Annotated in this window: 20 protein-coding genes, 1 tRNA gene and 2 pseudogenes; 8 read left to right on the plus strand and 15 right to left on the minus strand. The window is 54.2% G+C overall.

All coding sequences use genetic code 11. The features are described from left to right. Nucleotides 1–28: 28 nt before the first annotated feature. A complete protein-coding gene (locus ACZRJQ_RS12455) occupies nucleotides 29–268 on the minus strand; it encodes a sulfurtransferase TusA family protein (protein WP_463978651.1) in 240 nt (79 codons plus the stop codon). Between the two features lie 127 nt (nucleotides 269–395). On the opposite strand from ACZRJQ_RS12455, the gene ACZRJQ_RS12460 reads away from it, so the two are divergent. After that, nucleotides 396–1826, plus strand: coding sequence for a M48 family metalloprotease (locus tag ACZRJQ_RS12460; protein WP_463978652.1), 1431 nt, complete (start codon nucleotides 396–398; stop codon nucleotides 1824–1826). Between the two features lie 293 nt (nucleotides 1827–2119). Here the strand turns inward: ACZRJQ_RS12460 and nadA are convergent, their stop codons facing one another. Beyond that, nucleotides 2120–3178, minus strand: coding sequence for a quinolinate synthase NadA (gene nadA / locus ACZRJQ_RS12465; RefSeq protein WP_463978653.1), 1059 nt, complete (start codon nucleotides 3176–3178; stop codon nucleotides 2120–2122). Nucleotides 3179–3715: 537 nt separating this feature from the next. Here nadA and ACZRJQ_RS12470 point away from each other — a divergent pair. The 3 genes from ACZRJQ_RS12470 (at nucleotide 3716) to ACZRJQ_RS12480 (ending at nucleotide 8508) form a co-directional block, all read left to right on the plus strand. Beyond that, nucleotides 3716–4342: a response regulator gene (locus ACZRJQ_RS12470; protein WP_463978654.1), complete on the plus strand. Its 627-nt coding sequence runs from the start codon at nucleotides 3716–3718 to the stop codon at nucleotides 4340–4342. A 2-nt stretch (nucleotides 4343–4344) separates the two neighbouring features. Beyond that, nucleotides 4345–7557: an ATP-binding protein gene (locus ACZRJQ_RS12475; protein WP_463978655.1), complete on the plus strand. Its 3213-nt coding sequence runs from the start codon at nucleotides 4345–4347 to the stop codon at nucleotides 7555–7557. 159 nt (nucleotides 7558–7716) lie between these two features. Then, the gene (locus ACZRJQ_RS12480) at nucleotides 7717–8508 is read left to right on the plus strand and encodes an EAL domain-containing protein (protein ID WP_463978656.1); all 792 of its coding nucleotides are present in this window, start codon (nucleotides 7717–7719) and stop codon (nucleotides 8506–8508) included. Between the two features lie 74 nt (nucleotides 8509–8582). Here ACZRJQ_RS12480 and ACZRJQ_RS12485 read toward each other — a convergent pair whose 3' ends face one another. The 7 genes and pseudogenes from ACZRJQ_RS12485 to ACZRJQ_RS12515 form a co-directional block, all read right to left on the minus strand. Further along, on the minus strand, nucleotides 8583–9617 hold the full coding sequence (locus ACZRJQ_RS12485; protein WP_463978657.1) for a fimbrial protein: 1035 nt from the start codon (nucleotides 9615–9617) through the stop codon (nucleotides 8583–8585). A gap of 89 nt (nucleotides 9618–9706) precedes the next feature. Beyond that, the gene (locus ACZRJQ_RS12490) at nucleotides 9707–12226 is read right to left on the minus strand and encodes a fimbria/pilus outer membrane usher protein (RefSeq protein WP_463978658.1); all 2520 of its coding nucleotides are present in this window, start codon (nucleotides 12224–12226) and stop codon (nucleotides 9707–9709) included. Nucleotides 12227–12321: 95 nt separating this feature from the next. Further along, complete coding sequence (locus tag ACZRJQ_RS12495) at nucleotides 12322–13041, minus strand: fimbrial biogenesis chaperone (RefSeq protein WP_463978659.1); 720 nt, start codon at nucleotides 13039–13041, stop codon at nucleotides 12322–12324. Nucleotides 13042–13089: 48 nt separating this feature from the next. Further along, the gene (locus tag ACZRJQ_RS12500; protein WP_463978717.1) at nucleotides 13090–13692 is read right to left on the minus strand and encodes a fimbrial protein; all 603 of its coding nucleotides are present in this window, start codon (nucleotides 13690–13692) and stop codon (nucleotides 13090–13092) included. A 449-nt stretch (nucleotides 13693–14141) separates the two neighbouring features. Further along, nucleotides 14142–14829, minus strand: a pseudogene (locus tag ACZRJQ_RS12505) (type 1 glutamine amidotransferase domain-containing protein). Between the two features lie 313 nt (nucleotides 14830–15142). After that, nucleotides 15143–16657 (minus strand): nucleobase:cation symporter-2 family protein, encoded by a 1515-nt coding sequence (locus ACZRJQ_RS12510; RefSeq protein ID WP_463978660.1) that lies wholly within the window; start codon nucleotides 16655–16657, stop codon nucleotides 15143–15145. Between the two features lie 129 nt (nucleotides 16658–16786). Continuing rightward, nucleotides 16787–18145, minus strand: a complete 1359-nt coding sequence (locus tag ACZRJQ_RS12515) for an 8-oxoguanine deaminase (RefSeq protein ID WP_463978661.1) — start codon at nucleotides 18143–18145, stop codon at nucleotides 16787–16789. A gap of 767 nt (nucleotides 18146–18912) precedes the next feature. Here ACZRJQ_RS12515 and ACZRJQ_RS12520 point away from each other — a divergent pair. The 3 genes and pseudogenes from ACZRJQ_RS12520 to ACZRJQ_RS12530 all read left to right on the plus strand — a co-directional run. After that, a complete protein-coding gene (locus tag ACZRJQ_RS12520) occupies nucleotides 18913–19317 on the plus strand; it encodes an antitoxin Xre-like helix-turn-helix domain-containing protein (protein ID WP_463978662.1) in 405 nt (134 codons plus the stop codon). Then, nucleotides 19311–20003, plus strand: a complete 693-nt coding sequence (locus tag ACZRJQ_RS12525) for an RES family NAD+ phosphorylase (RefSeq protein ID WP_463978663.1) — start codon at nucleotides 19311–19313, stop codon at nucleotides 20001–20003. The genes ACZRJQ_RS12520 and ACZRJQ_RS12525 overlap by 7 nt, the downstream gene beginning before the upstream one ends. A 312-nt stretch (nucleotides 20004–20315) precedes the next feature. Continuing rightward, nucleotides 20316–20756, plus strand: a pseudogene (locus tag ACZRJQ_RS12530) (type IV conjugative transfer system coupling protein TraD); the annotation flags it as partial. On the opposite strand, the gene ACZRJQ_RS12535 reads toward ACZRJQ_RS12530, so the two are convergent. The 3 genes from ACZRJQ_RS12535 to ACZRJQ_RS12545 form a co-directional block, all read right to left on the minus strand. Further along, the gene (locus ACZRJQ_RS12535; protein WP_463978664.1) at nucleotides 20731–21042 is read right to left on the minus strand and encodes a putative quinol monooxygenase; all 312 of its coding nucleotides are present in this window, start codon (nucleotides 21040–21042) and stop codon (nucleotides 20731–20733) included. The pseudogene ACZRJQ_RS12530 and the gene ACZRJQ_RS12535 sit on opposite strands and share 26 nt — an antisense overlap. 54 nt (nucleotides 21043–21096) lie before the next feature. Next, nucleotides 21097–21870: an SDR family oxidoreductase gene (locus tag ACZRJQ_RS12540; RefSeq protein ID WP_463978665.1), complete on the minus strand. Its 774-nt coding sequence runs from the start codon at nucleotides 21868–21870 to the stop codon at nucleotides 21097–21099. A 68-nt stretch (nucleotides 21871–21938) separates the two neighbouring features. Beyond that, nucleotides 21939–22919: an aldo/keto reductase gene (locus tag ACZRJQ_RS12545; RefSeq protein WP_463978666.1), complete on the minus strand. Its 981-nt coding sequence runs from the start codon at nucleotides 22917–22919 to the stop codon at nucleotides 21939–21941. 96 nt (nucleotides 22920–23015) lie between these two features. Between ACZRJQ_RS12545 and ACZRJQ_RS12550 the strand changes: the two genes are divergently transcribed. After that, a complete protein-coding gene (locus tag ACZRJQ_RS12550; RefSeq protein WP_463978667.1) occupies nucleotides 23016–23906 on the plus strand; it encodes a LysR family transcriptional regulator in 891 nt (296 codons plus the stop codon). 823 nt (nucleotides 23907–24729) lie between these two features. Here the strand turns inward: ACZRJQ_RS12550 and ACZRJQ_RS12555 are convergent. The 3 genes from ACZRJQ_RS12555 to queE form a co-directional block, all read right to left on the minus strand. Then, nucleotides 24730–24805 (minus strand) — tRNA-Lys (locus ACZRJQ_RS12555). 74 nt (nucleotides 24806–24879) lie between these two features. Further along, nucleotides 24880–25572 (minus strand): 7-cyano-7-deazaguanine synthase QueC, encoded by a 693-nt coding sequence (gene queC, locus ACZRJQ_RS12560; protein ID WP_463978668.1) that lies wholly within the window; start codon nucleotides 25570–25572, stop codon nucleotides 24880–24882. Nucleotide 25573: 1 nt separating this feature from the next. After that, on the minus strand, nucleotides 25574–26221 hold the full coding sequence (queE, locus tag ACZRJQ_RS12565; RefSeq protein ID WP_463978669.1) for a 7-carboxy-7-deazaguanine synthase QueE: 648 nt from the start codon (nucleotides 26219–26221) through the stop codon (nucleotides 25574–25576). Nucleotides 26222–26231 lie beyond the last annotated feature (10 nt).

Genomic DNA, 26231 nt, shown 5'->3' on the forward strand with positions numbered 1-26231 from the left:
TTCCTTAGAAGGTAAGCCCGCAAGGGCTTTATGCCTTGCGCAACCAGTAGCGATAGGTGCCAGAGTCGTCTTCTTCTCGCAGCAGTTCATGCCCTGCCAAACGTGCGAAGGTACGAAAATCTCGTTGAGAGCCTGCGTCGGTGGCGATGACTTTGAGCACGTCACCACTGGCCAGACGATTGAGTTCCATCTTGGCTTTAAGCAAGGGCAGCGGGCAGTTCAAGCCAGTGGCATCCAACAGCGCATCATGCGCCAAAGCATCAGTCATTTGTTATGTCCTCAGGCATGCCATCGTTGGCATTTTTTAGCTCGCTAGAATACCCCAAGCAGACCGCCACTGGTCGCCAGCCAAGTGTCCAGCTACAGTAAGCGCTTTACCGACTAGAGCTTTGTGCATGACTTTTCTGCGCCCGACCCTGTTGACGCTCGCTTGCCTACTCGCCACGCCGGGTTTTGCGGACGACTTGCCGTCGCTGGGCGACGCCAGCTCGTCGATTGTTTCGCCTCAACAAGAGTACCAATTGGGCCGCGCATGGCTGAGTATGCTACGCGGCCAGGTATCACAGCTTAACGACCCACAGCTCAAAGATTACGTCGAGACCAGTGTCTACAAACTGGTGGAAACCAGTCAGGTACAAGACCGTCGCCTTGAGTTCATTCTGATTGATAGCCCACAACTTAACGCCTTTGCCGCGCCCGGCGGCATCATCGGCGTCAACGGCGGGCTGTTTCTCAACGCACAAACTGAAGGTGAGTACGCCTCCGTTCTGGCCCACGAATTGGCTCACTTGTCACAGCGCCATTTCGCTCGCGGTGTAGAAGCCCAACAACGCATGCAGCTGCCGATGATGGCCGCTCTGCTGGCCGGGGTTGTTCTGGCCGCCTCGGGTGCCGGTGATGCCGGTATTGCCGCGATTGCCAGCACACAGGCCGCTGCCTTTCAGGAGCAACGACGCTTCTCGCGCCAGAATGAACAAGAAGCCGACCGCATTGGCATTCTCAATCTGGAAAAAGCCGGCTACGACCCACGCTCAATGCCGACCATGTTTGAACGCTTAATGCGCCAATACCGCTTTGACGCACGACCACCCGAGTTCTTATTGACTCACCCCGTGACCGAGTCGCGTATTGCCGACACCCGTAACCGTGCCGAGCAAGCCAAAATTGGTGGCACAGAAGACAGCCTGCGCTATCAATTGATTCGCGCCCGCGTGCAACTCAATTACGAAGAAACCCCGGGGCTGGCAGCCAAGCGCTTTCGTGTTCAGTTGGACGAAAACCCTAAAAACAACGTGGCGCGTTATGGCTTGGCCATCGCACAAATCAAAGGCAGTCAATTCAATGACGCACGCGCCAACCTCAAGGTACTGCTGGACAAAGCGCCCAATGACATCACTTACAACCTGGCGCAAATTGAACTGGACACCGACAGCAACCAATTAGCCGAAGCTGAGCAGCGGATCAATAAAATGCTCACGCTGTATCCAGGTAATTACCCGCTCAATCAGGCGCGAGTTGATCTTCTGCTCAAGCAAAACCGCCCAGCAGACGCCGAAAAAGCACTGGATGGCCTGCTTAAAAGCCGCCCCGAAGACCCGGACGTTTGGTATCTCGTGGCCGAAACGCGAGGGCTATCGGGCAACATTATTGGCCTGCACCAAGCCCGGGCTGAGTACTTCGCATTGGTGGGTGACTACCGACAAGCCCTGCAACATCTGGCGTTTGCCAAAAAACTCACCAACAACTTCCAGCTCTCATCGCGCCTCGACGCCCGTCAACGGGAGCTGATGGACCAAGAGCGCGCCGTCAAAGACATGATGAATTAACCCCCCGGCTTGAACTGCCGCCCGCTGCGAACTTTCGATCTAGAAGATCGCAGCCTTCGGCAGCTCCTACTGCAACGATCGAACCCTACCGGCCAGTACACGCCGAATTGTCCCGCGTTGGAGCTGCCGCCCGCTGCGATCTTTTGATCTAGAAGATCGCAGCCTTCGGCAGTTCCTACCGCAATGATCAAACCCTACCCACCAGTGCCCGCCGAATTGTCCCGCGTTGGAGCTGCCGCAGGCTGCGATCTTTTGACTTTGAAGATCACAGCCTGCGGCAGTTCCACAGTAGGTCAGGCGTTGCCGGACAGTTTCAAACGTGCCGCCTGGGTGAAGTCCAGCATGCGTTTGAGCGGGCGTATGGCATTGGGGATCAGCGCGGGATCTACAAAGATCTCGTTGCTGCCCGTTTGCAGGCACGCCAGCGTACGCTCAAGGGTGTTCATGGCCATCCACGGGCAATGCGCGCAACTGCGGCAGGCCGCACCGTTACCCGCCGTGGGCGCTTCGATGAACACTTTATCCGGGCACAACTGCTGCATTTTGTAAAAAATGCCGCGATCGGTGGCCACGATAAACGTTTTGTTCGGCAGGTTTTGCGCCGCTGCAATCAACTGACTGGTTGACCCCACGGCGTCGGCCAAGTCGATGACCGACTCCGGAGATTCCGGGTGAACCAGAATGGCTGCGTCCGGGTACAAGGCTTTCATGTCTTCGAGCTGCTTGGACTTGAACTCTTCGTGAACGATGCAGGCACCGTCCCACAGCAGCATGTCAGCCCCGGTTTGGCGCTGAATGTACCGCCCCAAATGCTTGTCCGGCCCCCAAATGATCTTTTCGCCGTTATCCATCAGGCTTTCGACGATTTCTAACGCACAGCTTGAAGTCACCACCCAGTCAGCCCGGGCTTTGACCGCTGCCGAGGTGTTGGCATACACCACCACCGTGCGCTCAGGGTGCTTGTCACAAAAGGCGGAGAATTCTTCAACGGGGCAACCCAGATCCAGCGAACAGGTGGCCTCTAGCGTCGGCATTAACACGCGTTTTTCGGGAGTCAGGATTTTGGCCGTTTCGCCCATAAACCGCACGCCCGCCACCAGAATGGTCTTGGCCGGATGGGCTGCGCCAAAGCGGGCCATCTCAAGGGAGTCCGATACACAGCCGCCGGTTTCTTCGGCCAAAGCCTGAATCACCGGATCGCAATAAAAGTGCGCCACCAACACGGCGTCACGCGCCTTGAGTTCAGCAGCAATGGCTGCACGCAACGTGGTCTCTTGGGCCTCAGTCAACGGTTTAGGTTGCTTGGCATCGAGATGAGCTTGAACCAGAAGTCGTTCAGAAATTTGCGTCATGTTCGCAAGACCTGCAAGCGCTAGTGCGCGAAAGTCGAGTGTACCACCAGCTCTGGACCGTTCGATCCCGCTGGGAGAATGTGTGTTATCAGGCACGGACAAGCACTGAAGCGCGCTAAGGCTACAGAATATGCTTGGGATTCAAAAGTTTAATGTTGGACTGACGACCGCTCTCGCCCCATAGACCACCTGCCCCGCCATCGAAAATCATATTGAACACCCCAACTGCCATGCCAGTTCGATCAGTCGCACGCACTCCATCTGGCGCTAATGAAGTCCGAGCGCTCCGAGGCTGCCCGCAACCAAGAATTATCTTGCCAGCATACAAGCTGACTCTCGATTCGCTTCAAGCACAATTCTGGTGACCGCCAAACACTAATCCCGCATCATTTCCCGACTTGCAACACACAAACCAATCAACGGTCTCGCAACAAGCTAAAGTCTGAACCACAGTCCACTTGCTGCGAGCTGATGCCAACCGAGCTGCGCCTGCGCATTCGGTGCATTTACATCCGCACCCCAACTTTGGGCAGCCCCATGAGCATGAAAATACTGATCGTCGATGATCACCCCGTGGTCTGCCAAGCCATCCGCAACACCCTGGAGCCCCACGGCTACATCGTGGTGGGTGAAGCCAGCGACGGCCTCAACGCACTGGCGATGATGGAGTCACTCACACCCGACATCGTGATCCTTGATCTCACGCTGGAAAAACTCGACGGGATGTCGGTACTCACCCGCATTGCACGCGAAAAACTGGATGTTCGGGTTTTAGTGTTCACATCCCAGTCTCTGGACACCTACGCCATGCGTTGCTTTCAAGCCGGCGCCAGTGGGTTTGTGAGCAAAAGCGAGCCCATTACCCGCCTGCTCAAAGCCGTAGAAACGGTCGCAGAAGGTTATGTGTTTTTCCCCAAGCGCTCGATCCCGCTTCATGACAGCGAGCGCCGTGATAACCCCAACGGGGTGCTCAGCGAGCTGACTAATCGAGAGCTGCAAATCCTTAAATTACTGGCCGAAGGACTGACGAATCTGGACATTGCCCACCGCTTGCACCTGAGTAACAAAACCGTCAGCGGACACAAAATCAACCTCCAGAGCAAGCTAGGCGTGTTGTCGGTGGTGGATCTGGCCAACATCGCCAGACAGAACAACCTTCTCTGAGCATGCTTACCGTGAAGTCTCTGTTTAACTGTGCATGCCTGTTACTCGCACTGCTCAGCCTGAGCAGTGCAGCGAACAGCCCCGATATTCAGATCCATGCCCGCCAAAACCTGAACGATCTGAATGTGCGCCTAAGCGTCGATGAACAGGCGTGGTTGCGACACAAAAACACCCTCATCGTGGGCATCCTCGACAGCAAAGCGCCGCCTTATCGGCTGATCAACGAACGCAATGAACTCGAAGGCATTGGCGCAGATAACCTGAGCGCCTTGCAGCGTGATCTGGCCATTCCCATACGCCTTAAAACCTACCCCAGCGCAGCCGCTGCCTTTGAGGCACTGAAAGCGGGCGAGGTGGATATGGTGGACAGCTCCACTCAAATTGAAGCCGAAGATTTCAAGGTTGCACTCAGCCCGCCTTATGCCTTTACCGAGTTGGCGCTGTTTGCCGAGAGCGGCGATCTGCACGATTACAGCCGCGACATGACCAACGTTCGGGTGGCCGCCACCGACGGCATGGCCCTTGAGTTATACCAACGCACGGGCGGCAAAGGCCTGATCAAGCGTTACTCCACGCCTTTGGCTGCTATGGCCTCTTTACTGAGCGGCGAGTCGCAAGTGTATCTGGGCGACACGCTGGCCACTCACTATGTGTCAAATCAGCTGTTCAGCAATCAACTGGTGGTAAACCACAGCGCCCGATTGCCAGAGATTCAAGTGGGCTTCGCGGTTGCCCCCGACAACCTGATGCTGCAAGGCATTCTTGAGCGCACATTGGGCAGCCTTAAGCGCTGCCAGATCATCCGCGCGCTGGCTGAATGGAGCAGCACCCAAACGTGCGACCTCAGTAGTTTTTTGGATCGCCTGGACAGCGCCGAACGAAGCTGGATAAACCAGTCGGATCCATTGCGCCTGGTGATCAGTGAAGACCTGGCTCCCTATGTGTTCTTTAATGGCCGAGGGCGGCTCAATGGGATTGCCTCCGACTTGCTGGACATCGTGCGCCGCAAGACAGGCTTGCGCTTTGAGATCATCCGGGTCACGTCCCTGAGCGACGTCCAGACCCAACTGCGCAAGCGTCAGGCCGACCTCAGCGTAATGACTGAAGTTAACCACGGCGAGTCGAGCTACTTGTTTACCCGCCCTTTTATCACCACCCCTTATGTGTTGTTGCAAAAAAAAGACGCCGCGCCGGCGCCTGAGGTAAACGCTGACTTCACAGGTACCCTGGCCTTCGCCAGCGGACAGCTCGCACGTGAAGATTTGGCCAAGCGTTACCCGCGCCTGCGCCTGGAAGAAACCCGAACAATGGCAGACGCCCTGAACCGCACCCGCGATGGCAAAGTGGATTACGCCGTAGCACCAGCCAACATGGCGCGCTATTACTTGGCCTACAAATACGAAAACCTGCTCAAAATCAGCGGCATGCTCGCCATTGCGGATGCCCGTGTCGCCTTTGTTGCCTCCAAGGATCATCCCCTACTGATTTCAATCATGGACAAGGCGCTCTCTGAAATTTCGCCTCAGGAATACTTACAAATCATCGGACGCTGGCGGGCCAACTCCGCCACCGACGACAAGTATTGGGAAGGCGTGACCTCGTTTATCTGGAAGTCGCTGGGCATTCTCTGCCTGCTGTTGACGGTTGCCGGTTATTGGATTTACACCCAGCGCCAGCGGATCCTGCGCAAGCAACAAGATCTTTTACAACGGCAACTGTTGCTAGACCAATTGCAGGTGGCCAAAGAAGCCGCCGAAACCGCAAGCCGCAGTAAAAGCGTGTTTTTAGCCACCATGAGCCATGAAATCAGAACCCCGCTCAACGCCATCATCGGCATGCTGGAGTTGGTGCTGACGCGCAAGGACGACAGCGAACTCAACACCCAGTCGGTTCACATCGCGTACGACTCGGCCCACAGCCTGCTGGCATTAATCGGCGACATTCTCGACATCTCACGCATTGAGTCCGGCAAGCAAACGTTGCACCCCGAGCCTGCCAACCTGCATGAATTGATCGAATCGGTGCGTAACGTATTCATGGGGCTGGCACGCCAAAAAAACCTTGATCTGCAACTGGAGCTGGATACATTAGCGCGCCAACCTGTGTGGATAGACGGCCTGAAGTTCAAACAGGTTTTGTCCAATCTGGTCAGCAATGCCATCAAGTTCACTGAGCAAGGTAGCGTGGTCATTCAGTGTCAGGCGCAAGCCGTGGGCGATAACTCTATCAATGTCAGGGTCAGCGTGACCGACACAGGCTCCGGCATTCCCGCCTCGCAGATCCAGCAGGTGTTCACCCCCTTTTTCGAACTCGACAGTGCAGTTAACACCCCCAATGCCGGGGCCGGATTGGGGTTGTCCATCAGCCAATCGTTGAGCCATCTGATGAACGCCACACTGAGCCTTGAGAGCGAAGTGGGCGTGGGCACGTGCTTGTTGTTCAGCGGGCGTTTCGAGCGTGTAAGTGAAAAACTCAACCTCCCACAGGCCCCGCAGCCCACAGTGACTACCACTATAGAGCGGCCGCTGACTGTGCTGATTGTCGAAGATCATCTGCCCAGCCAGTACCTGCTGAGTCAGCAGATTCGTTACCTGGGTCACCAAACGATAACGGCCAGTAACGGGGTTGAAGGGCTGGCCCAGTGGCAAGCCCACGAGGTCGATATCATCCTCACCGACTGCAATATGCCGGAGATGGGCGGCCACGAAATGGCTCAGGCTATTCGGCGTCTGGAGGCTCAGTTAGGCTTGCGCCCCTGCACCCTCATTGGCCTGACTGCCAGCGCCCAGCCACAAGAGTTGGAGCGCTGCCTGCGCTCGGGCATGGATCATGCGCTGGTCAAGCCTGTCGGCCTGGCGCACTTGAATCGGCTCATCCCTAAACGCCACGGCGCAGGTAGCTCGCCAGGGGCCACGCCCCCTTCATTGAATACCACCATCAAGGCCGCGCTGGCCGCTCGGGTCGTGATCAGCAACCAACACGAGCAACTGGCTCTGCGCGCCGCTCTGGAACACGACGACCGCCCTGCCCTGAACGCTATTGCCCACAAACTCAAAGGCACGGCTTACCTGCTCAATGCTCAGGGTTTGCTGGAACTGTGCCAGCACATCGAAGAGTTGGTTGCTCAGAATGCCCCTGCTTCTGTGCTCAACGAGGCGGCCACCCAACTGGAGCAAGCACTGATGACCCTCAGCACATCCCTGCAAACTCACTGATACGACACAAGCACCGAGCGGGTGAAATTGCGACACAGACAACAAGAAGATTCTTGGGCTCCATTCAGACGTTTCCACATCCATGTCCAGCCGCATCTTTCGTGGTTTACAGGCCGTCACCCTTAAAATTTGAGCCTTCCCACACACGAGGCTTCGGCCATGCTTCTCCCCTACCCGAGTGCAGAAGAGGTCGCACGCGGGCTCTTGCGACAGGAGTTCCGGCTGTACCTGCAACCCAAGTTTGATGTGGTCAGCGGCGCTGTATTCGCAGTAGAAGCCTTGGCCCGCTGGCATCATCCATTACGCGGTGTGCTGGCCCCAGACTTATTTATACCCATGCTAGAAAAACACCAATGGCTCGATACCCTGTTCTTTCAACTGCTGGAGCAGGGCCTGCGTTGTCAGTGGCAATTGCATCAGTTGAATGTTGGGCTGGGGTTTTCGTTTAACGTGAGCCCCACCCAACTGCTCAATGACCATTGGGTGGAGCGCCTGCAACAACGCTTGCATCAGCATCCGTTACCAGCTTCGACCCTGACTCTGGAAATCACCGAAGGCGCTTTGGCACAACCGCCGGACAGCGTTTGTACACAGCTCTTGTACTTGAAAGGGCTGGGGCTGCGCCTGTCGATGGATGATTTTGGTACTGGCCACTCGTCCCTACTGCGCCTATGCCAACTGCCTTTTAACGAAATCAAACTGGCGGGCGAGTTCGTTCGCAACCTCAGTTTGAACCCGCAACACCAAGCCATCGTCGAAAGCACCCTTGGTTTGACCACGCAATTAGGGCTGAGCCTGGTGGTAGAAGGCATTGAAACCCCGGAGCAACGCCAGTGGCTGGCGCAGCGTGGTGCCCGTCAGGGCCAAGGGTATTTGTGCGCTCGCCCCATGCCAGTTGAAGCACTGCGACGCTGGATCAAAACCCCCGCCTTAATGCCACTGCACCATTGAAACCCACCAACACCCTGACACGCCTCCTGCAGTAGTTTTATTGCTTACGTGAACAGCATTGCCCCAGCGCTCTTCTAGTCGTACTCAAGGATGTAATTGAGCACTGCATCGGCCTTGCCCGGTACCACACTGGTGTTGGGCTTTTGCACAAAACGGGCCTTGATCGGCAGGGTGTACACCTCACCTTCGGGGTCGGTTTTGAGCCACGTCATGTTGATGGCCTGGGCTTTGGAAAAAGGCAGTGCCGTGCCTGTGCCAGAGCCACCAAGGAGTGAAATTTCCACACCTTTGGCGCCACCTTTAAGCAGGTTTAAGCGCCCGGTGCCGGGGGAATCGCCTTCAAAGTACGCCTTGACCGGTAACTTGCTCCCAGCCGGTAAACCCACACATCGCACGTCCATATCGAAGGCCTCAGCACGCGTATTGCCTAACATTACCTGCCCCGCTCGAACATCCCCCATGGGCACTTTGATTTCTTTTTGTATCCCGGTGCAGCCTGTGAAAAAACTCTGAAGCACAACATTGATAGGGCTCACCTGTGAGCTGATTGTTAGCGCATGCCACTCATTCACTTTAAATGCAACTTGGTAGTTCAGCGTCATCCGGCCAGTGCCAACGACCGTGTCAGTCCTTATAAACTCATAATCAAAAGGAGAGATGACTGGAAGAAAGAATGAACTCCTATTTTGATAGGTATGCGTAAGAGGCATAACGCGCTCAATCCCGCTCATCGACGAATTACTGATTCTGACTCCGATACCTTGGACACCCGTTTTGTAAACATCTCTGTAACCCGGATCCGGCTTCATCACGCTACTTGGCATTACTGCATAACTTATGTTCATCTGCGCAACGCCGGGGTATGGGCACGCAACACCAGAAAGTAAAGGTTGCCAAGCTATTTCCACCATATTATTTTTATATACGCCCATGCTACGACCCACTTCAACCATTCTTAACTTTATCGTTGCTGGCGTTCTTACAATCGTTGTCTGATGGTCATTATTCCCAGTGTGTACCCAGTAACATTGATCGGGACTAGCTGCCTGAACGTTACCCATATAAAAACCTTCTAATAAAACCACGACCACTATAATCAGGACTTGCATCAATCCACCTATTTGCATGAGTAACTACCCCATCAGCGTGCAAAAACCAAAAACAATAACAACCGTCAGCAGTAATACACTCATGATTTTTACTGACTCACCCTACCCACTGGCGATTCAACACACACCACAGGCACTCGGTCATAAACAGCAGACTTATCCGCTTCTGGCAGACGGTACTTCACAGTGCAAGTACCATCACCCCAGATGACTTGTAACTGCCCTTCATCTTTGATCCCGAACACCAAGCCGCGAGACAAGTTATCAATTACCGCCAACAGCTTGTTCTGTTCATCCAGCATCCGGGCTCCAAAAGGAATCTTGAGGCCTGCGGCATGGCTCAGCTCAAATTGCACACGCCGCCCAGACTCAGCATCAAAGCGCGCCTTGACAATAGCCCCGCGTCGCGGCACCAACATTTTCGAGCTTTCTGTCAATTCCACGCCACTGCCCAAGGTTTGGGTATCCAGGTTCACCCAGTTGTAACGATAAGGCTGCACGTAACTGCTGATGATGTAACCCGCACTGTTGGTGCGAGCGGTTGAGCCCTGCAAGCCAGCATCCTTGACCCCCGGCACTTCGATCAGGGCGAAAGTTTCGCCTACCGGCTGGCCGAAAGTAATGCCACCTGAGTGGGCTACCACCGAGCCCGAGGCGGTGAGGTCGATGTGGCGGCGGTCACCCGTGCGCGAGAAGTTGCCCGCGACTCTGGCGGTCGGCGCATCCCAGCCCAGTCCGACACCCGCTGAGTTGTCGCTTTGGGTGGTACCCACCTGCGCCGAATAAGACAAGGTGCCAGCATCGTTGACATAACCGCTTACCCCTGACTGCAAGCTGCGTTGACCATTGCCCGAGGACGTCACATCGCTATAAAGCCGATGGGAGCGCGTGGGGCTACCAAAAGGCATGCTGAAGGCCAGCGAGATCTGATTGTCAGAACCCTGCGTACTGCCGGAGTTTTGTGTACGCGACACCGACACGTTGTAACTGACACGCTTGACGTTACCGCTGTACCCCATTTGCAGGCGTCGAGTGCTGCCCGCACGGTTCCAGTAGGTGGTTTCGCCCGCACTGACAAACAACGAGCCTTGTTGGCGAAAAGACTGACTGACGTTCAGATCGATACGGCTCTTCTGCCGACCGAAGCTGTAGCCTTCAGCGTTACCGGTGGCGTATTTTTGTTCATCCACGTGCTGGCTGAGGGTGCGATAACCCTCTGTGGAGTAGCGATAACCGACCATAGTGAAGGTGGTATCGGTGTGGTTCAGGGTTTTGGAATACAAAAACCGTAGACTTTGACCTTGAGCCTTCACTCCTTGCTTAGGACGTGACCGGCTGTTGGTCACATCCATCGACATGCCGCCTATCGGCGTATTAAGACCCAGCCCCACGTTAACCGCCTCATACCCGTCAGAGTGCAGCACACCGCCATAAGTGGTGAGGTTGTTGGTGGCGCCATAAACCCCAGTGGCCTGAATCAGCTTGGGAGATGCACTGTCATAACTGTCGTATTTACCAGCAGCCAAGCTGTATTGCAGGTTGCCGCGCCGGGTCATGACGGGCAGATACGAATAAGCCTGCGAGTAGACTCGTTCGCGGCCATCGGCCTCGATAATCTTGACCTCAAGATCACCGTTTGAGCCGCCGGGGTAAATATCGTTAATTTCAAAAGCGCCCGGCGACACCGACGTGGAATAGATCACGTTGCCGTTCTGGCTAACTTCCACTGTGGCGTTGGTTTCGGCGATCCCACGCACCACGGGCGCATAGCCGATTTCGTTGTCTGGCGACATGCCCATGTCGGAGGCCAGCGTTGCGCCGAGGATTCGAACGCTGTCGAAAATCTCACCGTTGGTATACAACTCACCGGCGGCAAATCGACTTTTTAGGCTTGATACGTCTCGCTCTATATAGCTGCGATTACTGGAAAATTCACGAGCCATGTCGGTGCCCTGAGTCAGCGACGACTCGTTGCGCAGACGCCACGGACCAATGTTGAAACCGTTACGTAAGCCCAAATAGGCATAGTCGCTTTGAAAACCATTGCCGCTGTTGCGACTGAAGTTGGCCTGATAATCGCTAAAAGCAGCAGTGATGCCCTCGTCCCATAAAGACGGGTCAACGTAGCCACGCGATTGGCGCTGAATGTAGATGTTGGGGATGCTCAGAAATAACGCCAGGTTCGCGACTTCCAGGTCCACTGAGACGCCGTCAATGCCACTGATATCCAGTAACGCATCGTCTTCCTCGGCGGGCGCAATCAGGCCTTCTTTCTCCAGACGCTCGACATCAACCCCCATCTCGCGCAACAGACCAATCGTCAGCATGGGATTAACCACGCCGGTGTCTTCATCGGCCCGAAAAACAACTTCTTCTCGTCGATTAAGGGTCTGGTTCAAGTACAGATCAATGCTATAGACGCCAGGCACCAAGCCGTTGCTCTGCTCAAAATAACGCAGGTCTACGGCCCCACCTTTGTCCTTGAGAAATAACGGGTTGAACTGCGCTGCCAGAACAGTGGGTGAACTAAACAAACCCATTGCTGCCAACCAATAAAAACCTGTACCGGGACGTAATTTAAAGCCCCCGTCTTTCCTTGCATTCGACATGAGTTCATCCAGCAGTGAACCCTCCAAAAAGGACGGCACTTTATTCAATAGCGGACTAACCTGAAGAAAAACGTTATAACGCCGAGCGAGGTTTACTAATTACCCACCGGCAACTCATGTTTCACCAAACCGCCATAGTCATTAATGGCTTCCCAATGAAGTTGAACCGCGTGTTGCGGCAGTGCCCCTAGCTTTTTAACGGTTAAATAACTGGTGCTTTTTGGGGCCAGCATTTGGTCTTCAACGTCATACTCTTGCAACACGTTCTTTAATTTCATACTGCCGATGGATATATAAAAAGCCGAAGGGTTATTGACTTCCAATTGACTCACACCCGCACGGCTGACCAAACGCCACTGCAATTGCTTTGCCGCTTCTTCCAGCGTGCCAGTAATACCCGCAGGGCGATAGAACACCTTGATTCGCTGGCGTACAGCAACTTGCAAAGTGTTTTGACCTTCTGCCTGTTGAGGGATCTCTTGCACGTTCAGCCAATACACCGATTCCCGGTCATCGGCCAAACCCCGACCGTGGTAGAAAATACGCAACATCTGTTGCTTGTTGCCCCCCATCCGTGCCAGTGCAGGGGTAATAGCAAAGGGCACATCCACGTCAGTGCCCTGGCTATTGGGCTCGATCCAGGACTGGATCATGACGTCATCAGAACCTTGGTTTTTCACCAGTATCGAGGCCTCCCGGTCGGACGCCGGGTAAACAATGCGCGTACCACCCAACTGGATGCCCGCGTAGCTGGTGCTAGAAAATACACATAACGCCACAGCCAGGCCGTAGCGCAGGACAATAAAGGGTTTCATAGGCCGCTCGATGGTCGCGGGGGCATTGCGCCCCCACTGGATGGACGCTTACTTGTACGAAAGAGTAAACGGCAAGGTACCGTTTGCCTCACCGGCCACCAGCGGCGTCTCGCCGTTAGTCACGTAGGCCGCACGCAGGTTCAGGTTAGCCGTATAGGTTTTTGAGCCGTCTTCACCCGTTCCAATCAAGTCGCCTTCAAACTTTTCGTTACCCGACAGGTTGATCAGTGTGTTGTTGGCATCTGCGTTATAGATACCGATGCCCACACCTCTTGCACCACCCACGGTTTTCAACAGTTTGTTGTTGAAGGAGTCGACACCCGAACCGGACATTGGGTCAAAGACGACGCTGACCGTATTCAGGCCCGCTGCAGTTTCGCCGCAATCCAAGTTCAAGTTAATCGCAGTGCCCGCCGCAATGCCGGAGCCAACAGAGCCGTCACCCAACGAACTCATACTGACGATGCCCAGATCAACGTTGATAATTTGCTTACCCGCTTCGCCGCTAACGGAAGTACCCGCACCCGCAGTGATTTTGCAAGAAGCAGCAGTAATTGCGCCGCTGAAGCTGATGGTGCCGTCAGCCGCCAGCAAAGGAGTGGAACATGCAAACATTACAGAGGAAGCCAGCAGGCCCCGAATCATTTTCATCGACACGACTATTTCCTTGCTCAAAGGTGTTCTTGGGACTACGCGTTTTGCCATAGATGGCGAAGTTCAAGGTTAGGTAATAAAGCCTCGCCAAACCATTAGCTCCTTCTTGTTCAGTTCCAAGAATTTTCTTGTTCGCAAGTGCCAAAAAGTGGTTTAAGAGCACTGCAACTCACTGCTAAAACTTCCTTTTAATAAATAGGCAGCTTTTTATACTACGGCCCTAAACAACCTAATGAATATTGGACTTAGCCTTTAAGCATACCCACATAACCACTCCCCGAAACCAGGCTATTTCTTTTCAAACACCAAGAACCCTCCCGATTAATAACGAGAGCCACTTACCTGCTGCAACGGACTTCATGAACACAAAAACAAGGTCGAACCGGCTATATACGAGACAATAAAAAAAAAGCCGGTGAATGTCACCGGCCTATGTTTGCGATCACTTATTGAATGGCTTTCAACAACAGATCCGCCACTGGCCCGCCTGATGCAGGATTTTGCCCAGTGATCAAACGCCCATCCGCAATCGCATACGCCGCCCACGGTTCTTGGGCTTTCTCATAACGAGCGCCGCGTTTCACGAGTTCAGTTTCAGTCAGATAAGGCACGCATTCAGACAAACCGGCCAACTGCTCCTCTTCATTGGAAAAGCCCGTGACCTTTTTACCTTTGATCAATAACTCGCCATCCGACAGTACGATGTTCAACAGCCCTACGGCGCCATGACACACCGAAGACACGAACCCTCCCGCTTCGTAGATCTGGCGGCTGATGGTCTGTAACTCGATGTTGTCCGCAAAGTCCCAAATCACCCCATGACCACCTGCGTAGTAAATGGCGACATACTCCTGAGGCTTGATTTGAGTGGGCTTAAGCGTGGCGCCAAGGCGATTCATAAACGCTTTATTGTGATACCACTCCCAGTCAATATCTGCCGCCATGTCTGCGGCAAGGCTGTGTGGGTCAATGGGGGGTGTAACCCCCTTGCGGGCTAACGTAATCGACCGCAAAACCAGCAGCTTCAACTTTGTGTACAAAATGCACTGCCTCGCCTAACCACAAGCCCGTTGCGCGCGGCAAATCCGGGTATTTTTCGACGCTGGTCAGCACCACCAAAACCTTCTTGCTCATCGTTAACCTCCAGTCAGTACAAAGCGGAACGTATCGAGTGCGTGCTCAAGCCCAAAAGGCCAGTCACTTATCGGAACCTGAGCATAGATCAAGGGTTCCAAACGCCACCCGATAAGGAAATTGAGCTTCAAATACTCGAGTGGAGTGCCGAACCCAGTGCAATTGGCTGGCCGTGAGCTGAAAGTGTCATTGGAACGATTCGATGAATTCGCTGATCAAGTCGAAACAAGCATTGTCGGGCCTCAGTAAAGGCTAATTCGCGTACAAATAAAAAAGCGGCGCTTACGCGCCGCTTTGTTTAACTCATAAAAGGTCAGCTCTCCTGCTCAAGCCGTTTTTTACGAGGTGTCGAGTCATGCTCATGGCTCGCCTCAACATCCACTACGGGCACTTCGTTGCCAGCGCAGTCGAACAATTTGCCATCGCGGAAAAAATCACCGTCGTGGAGCCCAGAGATATCCTGGTAGCGCAAGGTGCGCTCGGTGGCCGCAACGAATACTGACTGTTGGTCAGAGTTGCCGGTACGCAGATGGTTGAACAGCAGGTTGAGCAATATGGCCATGATCGCCGACGAACTGATGCCGGAGTGGAAAATAGTCTCAAACCAGCTCGGGAAGTATTGGTAGAAGCTGGGCGCCGCAATGGGGATCATGCCGAAACCGATCGATGTGGCCACGATGATCAGGTTCATATTGTTTCGGTAGTCCACTTGAGCCAGAGTGCGGATGCCACTGGCCGCGACGGTGCCGAACAGCACCAGTCCTGCGCCGCCGAGAACGGGAGTCGGTACCGCCGCCACCAGTCGCCCCATCACTGGCAGCAGCCCTAGAGTTACCAGAATCAGGCCGCCAGTGGCCACTACATAGCGGCTCTTCACTCCGGTCACAGCCACCAGGCCAACGTTCTGCGCAAAGGCACTCTGAGTGAAGGAGCCAAACAGTGGCGCTAGAGCGCTGGAAATCATGTCTGCACGCAAGCCATTACCAAGGCGTTTTGAGTCGACTTTGGTGTCGATGATCTCTCCGACGGCAAGAATGTCTGCGGAGGTCTCAACCATGGTGACGATAATCACGATCAGCATCGACAAGATGGCGGCGAGCTGAAACTGAGGAACGCCGAAGTGCAGAATCGCGGGCAGTGCGACCAACGGCCCCTCTAGTGTTTTGGAGAAGTCGGCCATGCCAAAGCCCACCGCGGCCAGCGTGCCGATCACAATCGCCAAGAGAATCGACAGGCGAGAGATGCTGGCGCTCCCCAGCTTGCTGAGTAGCAACACGGTAACCAAGGTTAATGCCGCCAGACCTATATTGGCTGTGCTGCCAAAGTCAGCTGCCTGACTGTTGCCGCCCATCGCCCAACGGGCCGTGACAGGCATCAGGGTTAGCCCGATGGTCGTTATCACGACGCCCGTCACCAGCGGCGGAAAGAACTTGATAATGCGTGAAAACAGCGGCGTGATCAGCAATCCGATCAACGACGACACGATCACCGCCCCAAATACAACGGACAACCCACCAGTGCCATCACTGCCAATGATAGCAACCATAGTGGCCACCCCCGCGAAGGACACCCCCTGAACCAAAGGGAGGCGACAGCCAAAGAAAGGAATGCCCAATGTCTGTAACAAAGTGGCCAAACCGCCAGCGAACAGCGATGCGGCGATCAACAGCCCAACCTCGGCAGAAGAAAGGCCAGCGGCCTGACCAATGATTAAGGGGACGGCCACTATACCGCCATACATTGTCAGAACATGTTGAAGGCCGTAGGCCAAGTTGGCGCCAATACCGAGGTTTTCGTCCTCTGGACGAGTTGAAGCGGAAGAAGTCATGGTGAGTAGCTCGCTTTTGTTATTTTAGATGCGTCTAACAGCACGTTCTCAGTCGCATTGGATGAGTTTTTTGGGCGCAGTTACGGTTCAGTCGTTGCACTCGATGGTGAGTTCAACAACCTGAACAGATCACTCGCCGCTGACCAATTGGCGGGCCAACTGGTTGTGGCGTTCCAGCACTCGGGGCAAATCTACGGTAGTGAGGTGGCCATCTTTGACCACTACACGGCCGTTGATCACGCTGGTGTGGACGTGGGTGGGCGTGCAAAACACAAGCGCTGCCAGCGGATCGTGATGGGCACCGGCATAGGTCACATGGCCTAGATCGAACGCCACGAAGTCCGCAACCATGCCGGGGGCCAGAGCACCAATATCCGTACGGTTGAGCACCTTGGCTCCGCCTAGCGTTGCAATTTCCAGCGCCTCGCGAGCGGACATCGCGTCGGGGCCAAAACCGACACGCTGTAACAGCAGCGCCTGCCGTACTTCCCCGATCATGCTGGCACCATCGTTGGAGGCAGAACCGTCGACACCCAGACCCACCGGAACACCGCGGTCACGCATCGTGCGGATCGGCGCAATCCCTGAACCCAAGCGCATGTTTGAGCACGGGCAGTGGGATACTCCGGTGCCGGTACGCGCGAACAGCTCAATGCCGTATTGATCAAGTTGCACACAATGGGCATGCCACACATCAGGTCCGACCCAGCCCAAGTCTTCGACGTATTCGGCGGGCGTCATGCCGAATACGTCGCGGCTATAGGCGATGTCGTTGATGTTCTCCGCAAGATGCGTGTGCAACGACACGCCGTATTGGCGCGCAAGCGCGGCGGCATCACGCATGAGGTCGCGGCTGACCGAAAACGGTGAGCATGGCGCCACGACCATGCGCAGCATTGAGCCGTGGCCCGCGTCATGGTGGTCCTCGATCAAGCGCTGGGACTCTTTGAGGATGTAGCTCTCTTTCTCGACCACTGAGTCGGGCGGAAGACCTCCCTGGCTACGACCTACGCTCATGCTTCCGCGCGCGGCATGAAAGCGCATACCAATTTCTTCAGCGGCATGGATGCTGTCATCAAGCTTGCAGCCGTTGGGGTAAATGTAGAGGTGGTCGCTGGAGGTTGTGCAGCCAGAAAGTATCAACTCCGCCATGGCCGTTTGAGTCGATACCGAGATCATTTCGGGCGTCAGCCGCGACCAAATTGGATACAAATTGGTCAACCAATTGAACAACTCACCATCCTGAGCCGCCGGCACTACGCGAGTGAGGCTCTGGTACATGTGGTGATGGGTGTTGACCAGACCTGGGATGACCACTTTCCCAGTCATGTCCAAAATTACATCAGCGTGCTGGGGCAGCGTTTCGGTAGGGCCGACCTGTTTGATCAGGTTGTCCTCGATGTACAGGCCGCCGCGCCTGATTTCCCGCCGCTCCCCATCCATTGTCACCAAAAGCTCGGCGTTTTTGACCAGCAAAGTAGTGGGCATAGGTATTCCTCTTCCATGTGGACGCTGGCGTCCGGGTTCAACTTAATTCGGTTACGGGTACCGGTTTTCGGCTTGAATGAAGCCTTTACAACTCAGCACTGCGTGAATGAAATTTGTTGATAGCCGGCTCAGCCAATCCAGCCTCATCAAAGGGTTCGAGGATGTTTCAGGTGGTGTTGAAGCGAACGCAATGAAGACCGATGCGGCCTTCATGCGAGAGCTCAGACAAACATCGAATCGAACGTTGAACGCCATTCGTAGGCGACGCACGATGGGGTCGAACAGTTGTAGATGTTGCATGGCGTGTGACCGTAGCAATACTCATCGGCGATTACCGGCGTTGTAGGCTCGGGGCAATGTAACCAAAACAAACCATTATTGTATACACCTAAAACGCATGCCTGATTGGCAAGGTCGAGAGTCATTACCCATTAGGCTGGATATGATCAAATCCCCTGACGATTAAGGAGAATGGGGGATTATCGGCTGAAACGTAGCAGCCAGAGGGGCTCGTGACTCGTCATCTGCTACCCCTCAACTCATCCCATTTGCTTGCGCAAAGCCTTCGCGGACAAGACTGTGAATGCGCTAACAAACAGCTATGTATGGCGCTTATCCCACCTTGAATGGCAAGCCTAACTTCGCAAAGCCAAGGGGCTTATAACGTATGGGTTGTAGGACGGGGATGATTATTCCCGAACCCAAATTGATCCGCAGAGCCACTTTACCTATATTTGAATCTACAGACTAAATATAAGGCGAGGATGATGACATTGGCTCTACAGGCACAAACCTTCACCAAAGATCAGTGCGTGGCCGGTCTTCGAGTGGCTGTGGGCATCCTCGAAAAATGGCATGCGTCGAGCGAACAGGCCTGCCGCATTCTGCGTATCTCTCGCAGCACCTATAGCCGAGCCAAGCAGCGTGACACTGATTGGTCTGTGGGGCTGGACTCGGATCAGATGCAACGGATCAGTTTTGTACTGAACATCCACGCAGCACTTCGCCTTATTTTCGATAACCCTCAGAACGTCTACGGATTCCCGACCATGGCGAACGACAACGATTTCTTCAATGGACGCACTCCACTGGAAGTCATGTCGCAGGGAGACATGATTTCTCTGTACGAAACCTTTCGCCGGATTGATGTGTTACGTGGCGCTCAATGGTGATCTTGAGTCAGTTAGCCGATCTGCCCGGCGAGCAGTTACAAGCCTATCGATTGGTTAACTCAAAATTTCCGCCAATTGCTCTGTTTGATGATGTTGCCGATGCAGAAGAATTTGAAGCTCTTTATCAGATTCAGGCGTTGACCAATCCCAGACTGCAAAATGAAGTCGGTCGTCTTGAGTTGATACCGCGAACAGAGATTCCGTTTGGTATCCCTGGCTGTTCCTATGCCACCGCCCCGTTCACTCATGTCAACCCTGAAGGCTCGCGTTTCAGTGATGGCAGTTTCGGCGTGTTATACCTAGCCGCCACAATGGAGGCGGCACTGGCGCAGGTACATCATCACCAAGATAAGTATTGGTCAAAAATCCATGGGCTCAACTACGAGCGCTTTGTTTTCCGCGGGCTGTCCTGCTCTTTCTTTGATGGAACGATGAAGGATGCAACTTCAATTTCCATGAGCGATTCAATCTACGCCCCCGACGATTACACGCACTCTCACTCTCTGGGCAAAGCCGTAAAAAAAGCTGGATGCACAGGGCTCCGCTACAACTCTGTGCGCTTGCAAGGCAGCTACTGTTGGGCGCTCATGACCCCAAAACCGATCTCGTCAATCACTCAATCAGCTCATTACGAGATGATCTGGAACGAACACATCACCAGCGTGAATAAAATTAGCGAGGCCTGAGCGGTTTAGAAAGCACGGAATCAACGGCCAGTATCAAAGTTACTCATGCTTGAGCCCAAGTTGCAGAAGTACTCAGAGCGCTAGATTGCAGTTGCACAGACGAAGGCCTTGTTTTCAGCAGAGGCTTGCGAAGTAAGATTTCACACGACGGAATACAAAAACGTTTTCACACGCATCAACATCCGAGAAGTTTGGACAATTCGACTTTTTCAACACAATCGGCCGATAGTTACCGGTCGTAAAAGCTTCAGTTAACTGGCCGATAATAGACATCCATATCACACTCTCTTACCCCATATACCTCATATAGTTCTGAGCTGGCCGGATCACTCGGCACGCTACAACGCCGTGAGCCGCTTCGGCCGTATCTCGCAAGTAGCCACGAGAATTGCTGGTCAACTGTCAGGCGAAGGCAACTTCGCAGCCTTCCACGAGTTCGCGTGGCGCTTCGTGAACATTATCGCCCGAGCGTTAGTCGCTCTTGGACGGCGGCCTGACTACGAGCAGATTCTCAAGCATGTGATCAACATCGATGTATTGTTCGAAGAGTACGCTAAGAGTTACTTCACGGAACAAGCCCCCAAAGCTTGGCAAACTATTGTCGAGATCGAGGGGAAAATCGATCGTAAAAACCTCAGTTTCGCCATGAAGGATCGTCCCCTGCGCGTAATAGCTATCGACATGTACCTCACACAAACTCGGGTTTTTGACCCTGTTCGAGTGGATCTTAGTCGCTCACCCGTGTACTCAAGGTAATGGAGGGACCAAAGGTGAGCAGCGGAGCAAGTTCTTTCATCACGCTTGCAACATGTTCATTCCCCGCATGTTCGTCAACCGCTTGCTGGTTTGCCCAACCGTCCAGGATGTAAAAGATATTAGGGTGCGCTGCGTTTTGATGAAGGTCGTAGTACAAGCATCCAGGCTCGGCCTTGGCGGGTTCTACAAATTGCAGTATGAGAGCCTTCACCTTTTCACGGTCACCGCTCTCACAGCGCAGTTCACAGACGATGTGCCGCTCCTCTGCTTTGGTGCTTTGCATGGTTTTTCTCCAGGCTTGGTGTGCAGGCAAGCCTTGCTGCTCCTGTTGGTCAGGTCAGGCATTACCGGCGTAGACGCGGGTCATTCCGCCATCGACGACAAGATCGATACCCCGCACATAGCTGCTGCTATCGGAGACCAGGTAGATGAGGGCGTTGGCGATGTCTTCGGCCGTTCCAACGCGGCCAGCTGGAATTCCCGTTGAGACTTTCTCCACGTAGGCGTTGATGGCGTCGGTACTCATCTGCTGTTCATTGCTGTAACCCTCAGTAGGGACCACACCGGGGCTGATGGTATTGACGCGAATATTTCGTGCTTTGAGGTCCGTGGTCCAGCTTCTTGCCAGAGAACGAACGGCAGCTTTGGTCGCGGCATAGACGGCGAAACCTGGCAGTCCCATGTCGGCCGTGATCGACGCGTTCAGTACCACCGAGGCGCCCTCCTTGAGTATCGGCAGCATGCTCTGAATGGTCAGAACCACGCCCTTGATGTTGATGCTAAGTTCGCTGTCGATCTGATCTTCGGTCAGGTCCTCCAGTGGCGTGGCATGACCGCCGCCCGCGTTGGCGAACACAATATTCAAGTGCTCGTGCGCTTCCTGGATAGTGCTGGCAACGCGCTGCATGTCCGATTTGTTTGCGGCGTCGGCTTGGATGCCGAAAGCGTTTTCCCCAAGTTTTGCGACCGCTTCGTCAAGCACGCCCTGGCGACGGCCCGTGATATAAACGACAGCGCCATGTTCGAGCAGCCGCTTTGCCGCGCCAAAACCGAGGCCTGTCGTTCCGCCTGTGACGAGTGCAATACGTCCTTCGAGTGTCCGTTGGGTCATCAGTAATTCCTCTGGATTCAACCGCGGCAGGGCAATAACGCAAATCTTTACCCTGCCTCGTTGAGTGCTTAGCGGTTGACCGTTTTCATCATCTCGGCGTTGTAGCGCTCACCTTGCACCGGCACTGTTGCCAACACCTCGTTGAGTTCGCCTAAGTCCGCTGCGGTCAGTTCGACAAACGCGCCACCAATGTTTTCCTCTAGGCGGTGGAGCTTGGTGGTACCGGGAATTGGGGCGATCCAAGGCTTCTGGGCAAGCAACCACGCAAGTGCAATCTGAGCTGGCGTTGCGTCTTTGCGTTGGGCGATCTCGCCGATCAGCTTGACCAGATTGTGGTTGGCTTCTCGGGCGCCATCTGCGAAGCGCGGCAACTTGCTACGAACGTCACCTTCACCGAAGGTAGTCGCGGCGTCGATTTTTCCGGTCAGAAAACCCTTGCCCAAAGGGCTAAAGGGGATGAGACCAATGCCGAGTTCTTCCAGCAACGGCAAGATATTCGCCTCTGGATCACGAGTGAACATCGAGTACTCGCTCTGAAGCGCCGAGACTGGCTGTACCGCGTGGGCCCGTCGAATCGCGTCAGCACCGGCTTCGGACATACCGAAATACTTGACCTTGCCTTCCTTGATTAGGTCGGCAACCGCTCCCGCTACGTCTTCCAGCGGCACATTAGGGTCGACGCGGTGTTGATAAAACAGGTCGATACAGTCGGTGCGTAAACGCTTGAGTGACTGCTCGGCTACCAGGCGAATGCGCTCAGGTCTGCTGTCGAGACCCGCTGTAGCGTTACCATCTTTGAAGCCAAATTTAGTGGCAATGATAATTTTTTCACGGAACGGCTCGACCGCTTCCCCGACCATTTCCTCGTTGACCTGGCCGTAAGCCTCCGCGGTATCGAAGAGGGTGACCCCTTTTTCGTAAGCCGCACGGATAAGTTTGATAGCGTCTGCTTTGTCGGTAGCCGGACCGTAGCCGAAGGTCAGGCCCATGCAGCCCAAGCCGATGGCCGAGACTTCAAGACCGCTGCTGCCAATTTTGCGATGTTGCATGGTTGATCTCCTCCTAGGATTGGGATGCAGCCACTTTAGAAATTACGAGGTCATGCAGGAAGTGTCATACTGAAATTACCGACATGAGGAATATTCATGGCAATGCAAGATTTCAACGGGTTGGCGGTTTTCATCGCCGTTGCCCGCGAAAGAAGCTTTACCCGCGCGGCTGCATTTTTCGGAGTGTCGCAGTCAGCGGTAAGCCATAGCATTCGTGGCCTCGAGGAGAAACTGGGTGTCCGCCTGCTAACGCGTACCACGCGGGGTGCATCACCAACGGAGGCCGGAGAAAAATTGCTGAGGAATCTCACTCCTTACTACGAAGGGATCGAAGCAGAGATCGCGGCGATTGGCGCTTTGCGGGAAAAGCCCGCCGGGACCATCCGCATCACTTCGCATGACCACGCTGCTAATACGATCCTTTGGCCTAAGCTTTCAAAGCTATTGCCGGACTATCCCGATCTCACGCTTGAAATCAACGTGGGCTACGGGTTGATTGACATTGTTGCGGAGCGATTTGACGCCGGGGTTCGTCTCGGCGATCAGGTAGCTAAAGACATGATCGCTGTCCGTATTTCACCTGACTTCAGAATGGCTGTTGTGGGTTCACCAACCTACTTCCTCCATAAGAATGCTCCTGTCATCCCTCAAGACTTGACGTCTCACAACTGCGCTAACCTACGCCTTCCTACCCATGGCGGTCTGTATGCGTGGGAATTTGAACAGGCCGGAAAGGCTCTGCATGTGCAAGTCCCGGGGCAGATGATTTTTAACACTTCAACACAGATGCTCAACGCAGCGCTGGAAGGGTACGGGCTTGCCTACGCGCCTGAAGATGTGGTGCAGGAGTATGTGGAAAGCGGCAGGCTGATAAAAGTTTTGGAGGACTGGTATCCGGTAGTGCCGGGCTATCACTTGTACTACCCCAGCAGGCGGCAAGCGTTGCCCGCATTTGCATTGATTGTTGATGCGCTCCGATGCATCTGAGGTAAGTAAACGGCCTTTGTTAGCCATGGAGACGGCTGACAACCAGTCCTTCGGCACAACCTGTTCAGCACCACCAGTTGGCTAGTCGCCGCGTTGGGGCATGAAGCGAGCATTGGTCGCGCGTCAGTGCAGACCGGCTGCTTCTGGCCGATAGTGTTGAAAAAGTCGGTTCTTCCGGACGGCCCGCACTCTGACCGCTGAAAACGCTTTTTTTGCGCGCGGCTACGCGAAATCTGACCTTGGGATTCCACTGATCAAAGTAAAGATTTCAATCTCAAGCGCGTACTTTTTTGTCGTGGAAATTATGGCCGACTTTTTCAACACTATCGGCCGACCGCTGCCAGTGACGACTTTCAGCCATCGGCTGTGGATTCAACCAGTCATCGCCACCCAGTTAGCTGGTCACATCCCGTGCAAATGACTGGTCAAGCCGAATGCAAATGGGTGTTCAAGTCCATCGCTGGGGTAAATGAGCAGTTCAGTCATGAAACCGGGGAGGATGCGCCACCTGGAGAAAGTGACCATAAGATGAGGGACAACCTGAAAACCAACCAAATAGAAAATAACGACTAGGTTTGAAAAAATCCTACGTCGATAAAACCAGAACCTGTCAGATGCGGCTCAAATTGCTAAAAGCGCTAGAAATTTCGGCCGCTGCATATTGACATCACCAAAATTCGGCCCTACTAGTTCGATTCAGACGGCTGCATGTCAGTACGTTGATGAAAGCTCAAACTACTTAATAGAGTTCAGACCTCGCCAACTGACAGGCACAAAAAAGCCGGTCATCCTGAGGAATAACCGGCTGTTTTGGTGTGGCGTATGGTGGGTCGTGTGGGATTCGAACCTACGACCAATTGGTTAAAAGCCAACTGCTCTACCAACTGAGCTAACGACCCGCTTCGTTGTGGGACGTATAATACTGATTTTTAACGAGAATTCAACACCCGATTAAAAATAAATGCTAAATAATTCAAAAATAACGGGTTGGGTCAGTAATTCCGGCGGCTGCAAAGCCTTCAGCACGTAAACGACAGCTGTCGCACTTGCCACATGCACGGCCCTGATCGTCAGCCTGGTAGCAGGAGACTGTCAGTGAGTAGTCCACGCCCAGCTTTATGCCTGCTTGCACAATTTGAGCCTTGCTCAGGTTTTGCAGTGGCGCCTTGATTCGAAAGCCCTGCCCCTCTACCCCGGCCTTGGTCGCCAGATTGGCCATGACTTCAAAAGCCTCAACAAACTCAGGACGGCAATCCGGGTAACCCGAATAATCCACCGCATTGACACCAATGAAAATATCACGTGCTTGCAGCACCTCGGCCCAACCCAACGCAAGGGACAGGAAGACCGTATTACGCGCAGGCACGTAAGTGACCGGGATCCCTTCACTTGGTGCCTCTGGCACATCAATGGAGCTGTCGGTCAATGCCGAGCCACCTATCCCATCCAAGTTCAACCCGATTACCTTGTGCTCAATTGCACCCAGGTCACGCGCAACGCGCGCAGCGGCGTCAAGCTCAGCGCGATGACGCTGACCGTAGTCAAAGCTCATGGTGTAGCAGTTGTAGCCCTCAGCACGCGCCATTGCTACAACCGTGGCCGAGTCAAGGCCACCAGACAACAGAATTACGGCTCTTTTTTCAGTCGCAACAGATTGGTCAGTCATTTCAGCGCCCCGGCTCGTCATTCCATAGATATTTATGCAATTGCATCTGCAAACGCACTGGCAGGTTGTCCGCCACGATCCAGTCAGCCAAATCGCGAGCCGGCAAGTCATGGTGACTCGGCGAAAACAGCACTTCGCCAGCCCGCCGCTCTAGCCCATATTCAATCAACTTGGATACAGCCCAGTCGTAGTCATCCCGCGAACAGATCACAAATTTGACCTGATCATTGGGCGTCAACAAGGCAATATTTTCGTACAAGTTGCGGTGGGACTCTTTGGAGTCAGGGGTCTTAAGGTCGAGAACACGACTGACGCGCGGGTCGACCGCTGAAATATCCAACGCGCCGCTGGTTTCGATCGAAACCTCGTAGCCCGCATCACAAAGTTGCTTGAGCAGAGGGATTGCATTAGGTTGCGCCAGCGGCTCGCCCCCCGTTACACAGACGTAACGCGGACGAAAGCCAGCTACTTGCTCAAGAATGCTATCGAGGGAGCGCACGGTGCCGCCACTAAAGGCGTAAGCACTGTCGCAATATTGGCAGCGCAATGGGCAGCCTGTAAGGCGTACAAAAACGGTGGGCAGCCCAGCCGTTCGCGTTTCACCCTGCAAAGAGTAAAAAACTTCGGTAATTCTCAATGTGTCTTGCATATCCGCCACG

The sequence above is a fragment of the Pseudomonas sp. E315 genome, assembly GCF_055406205.1.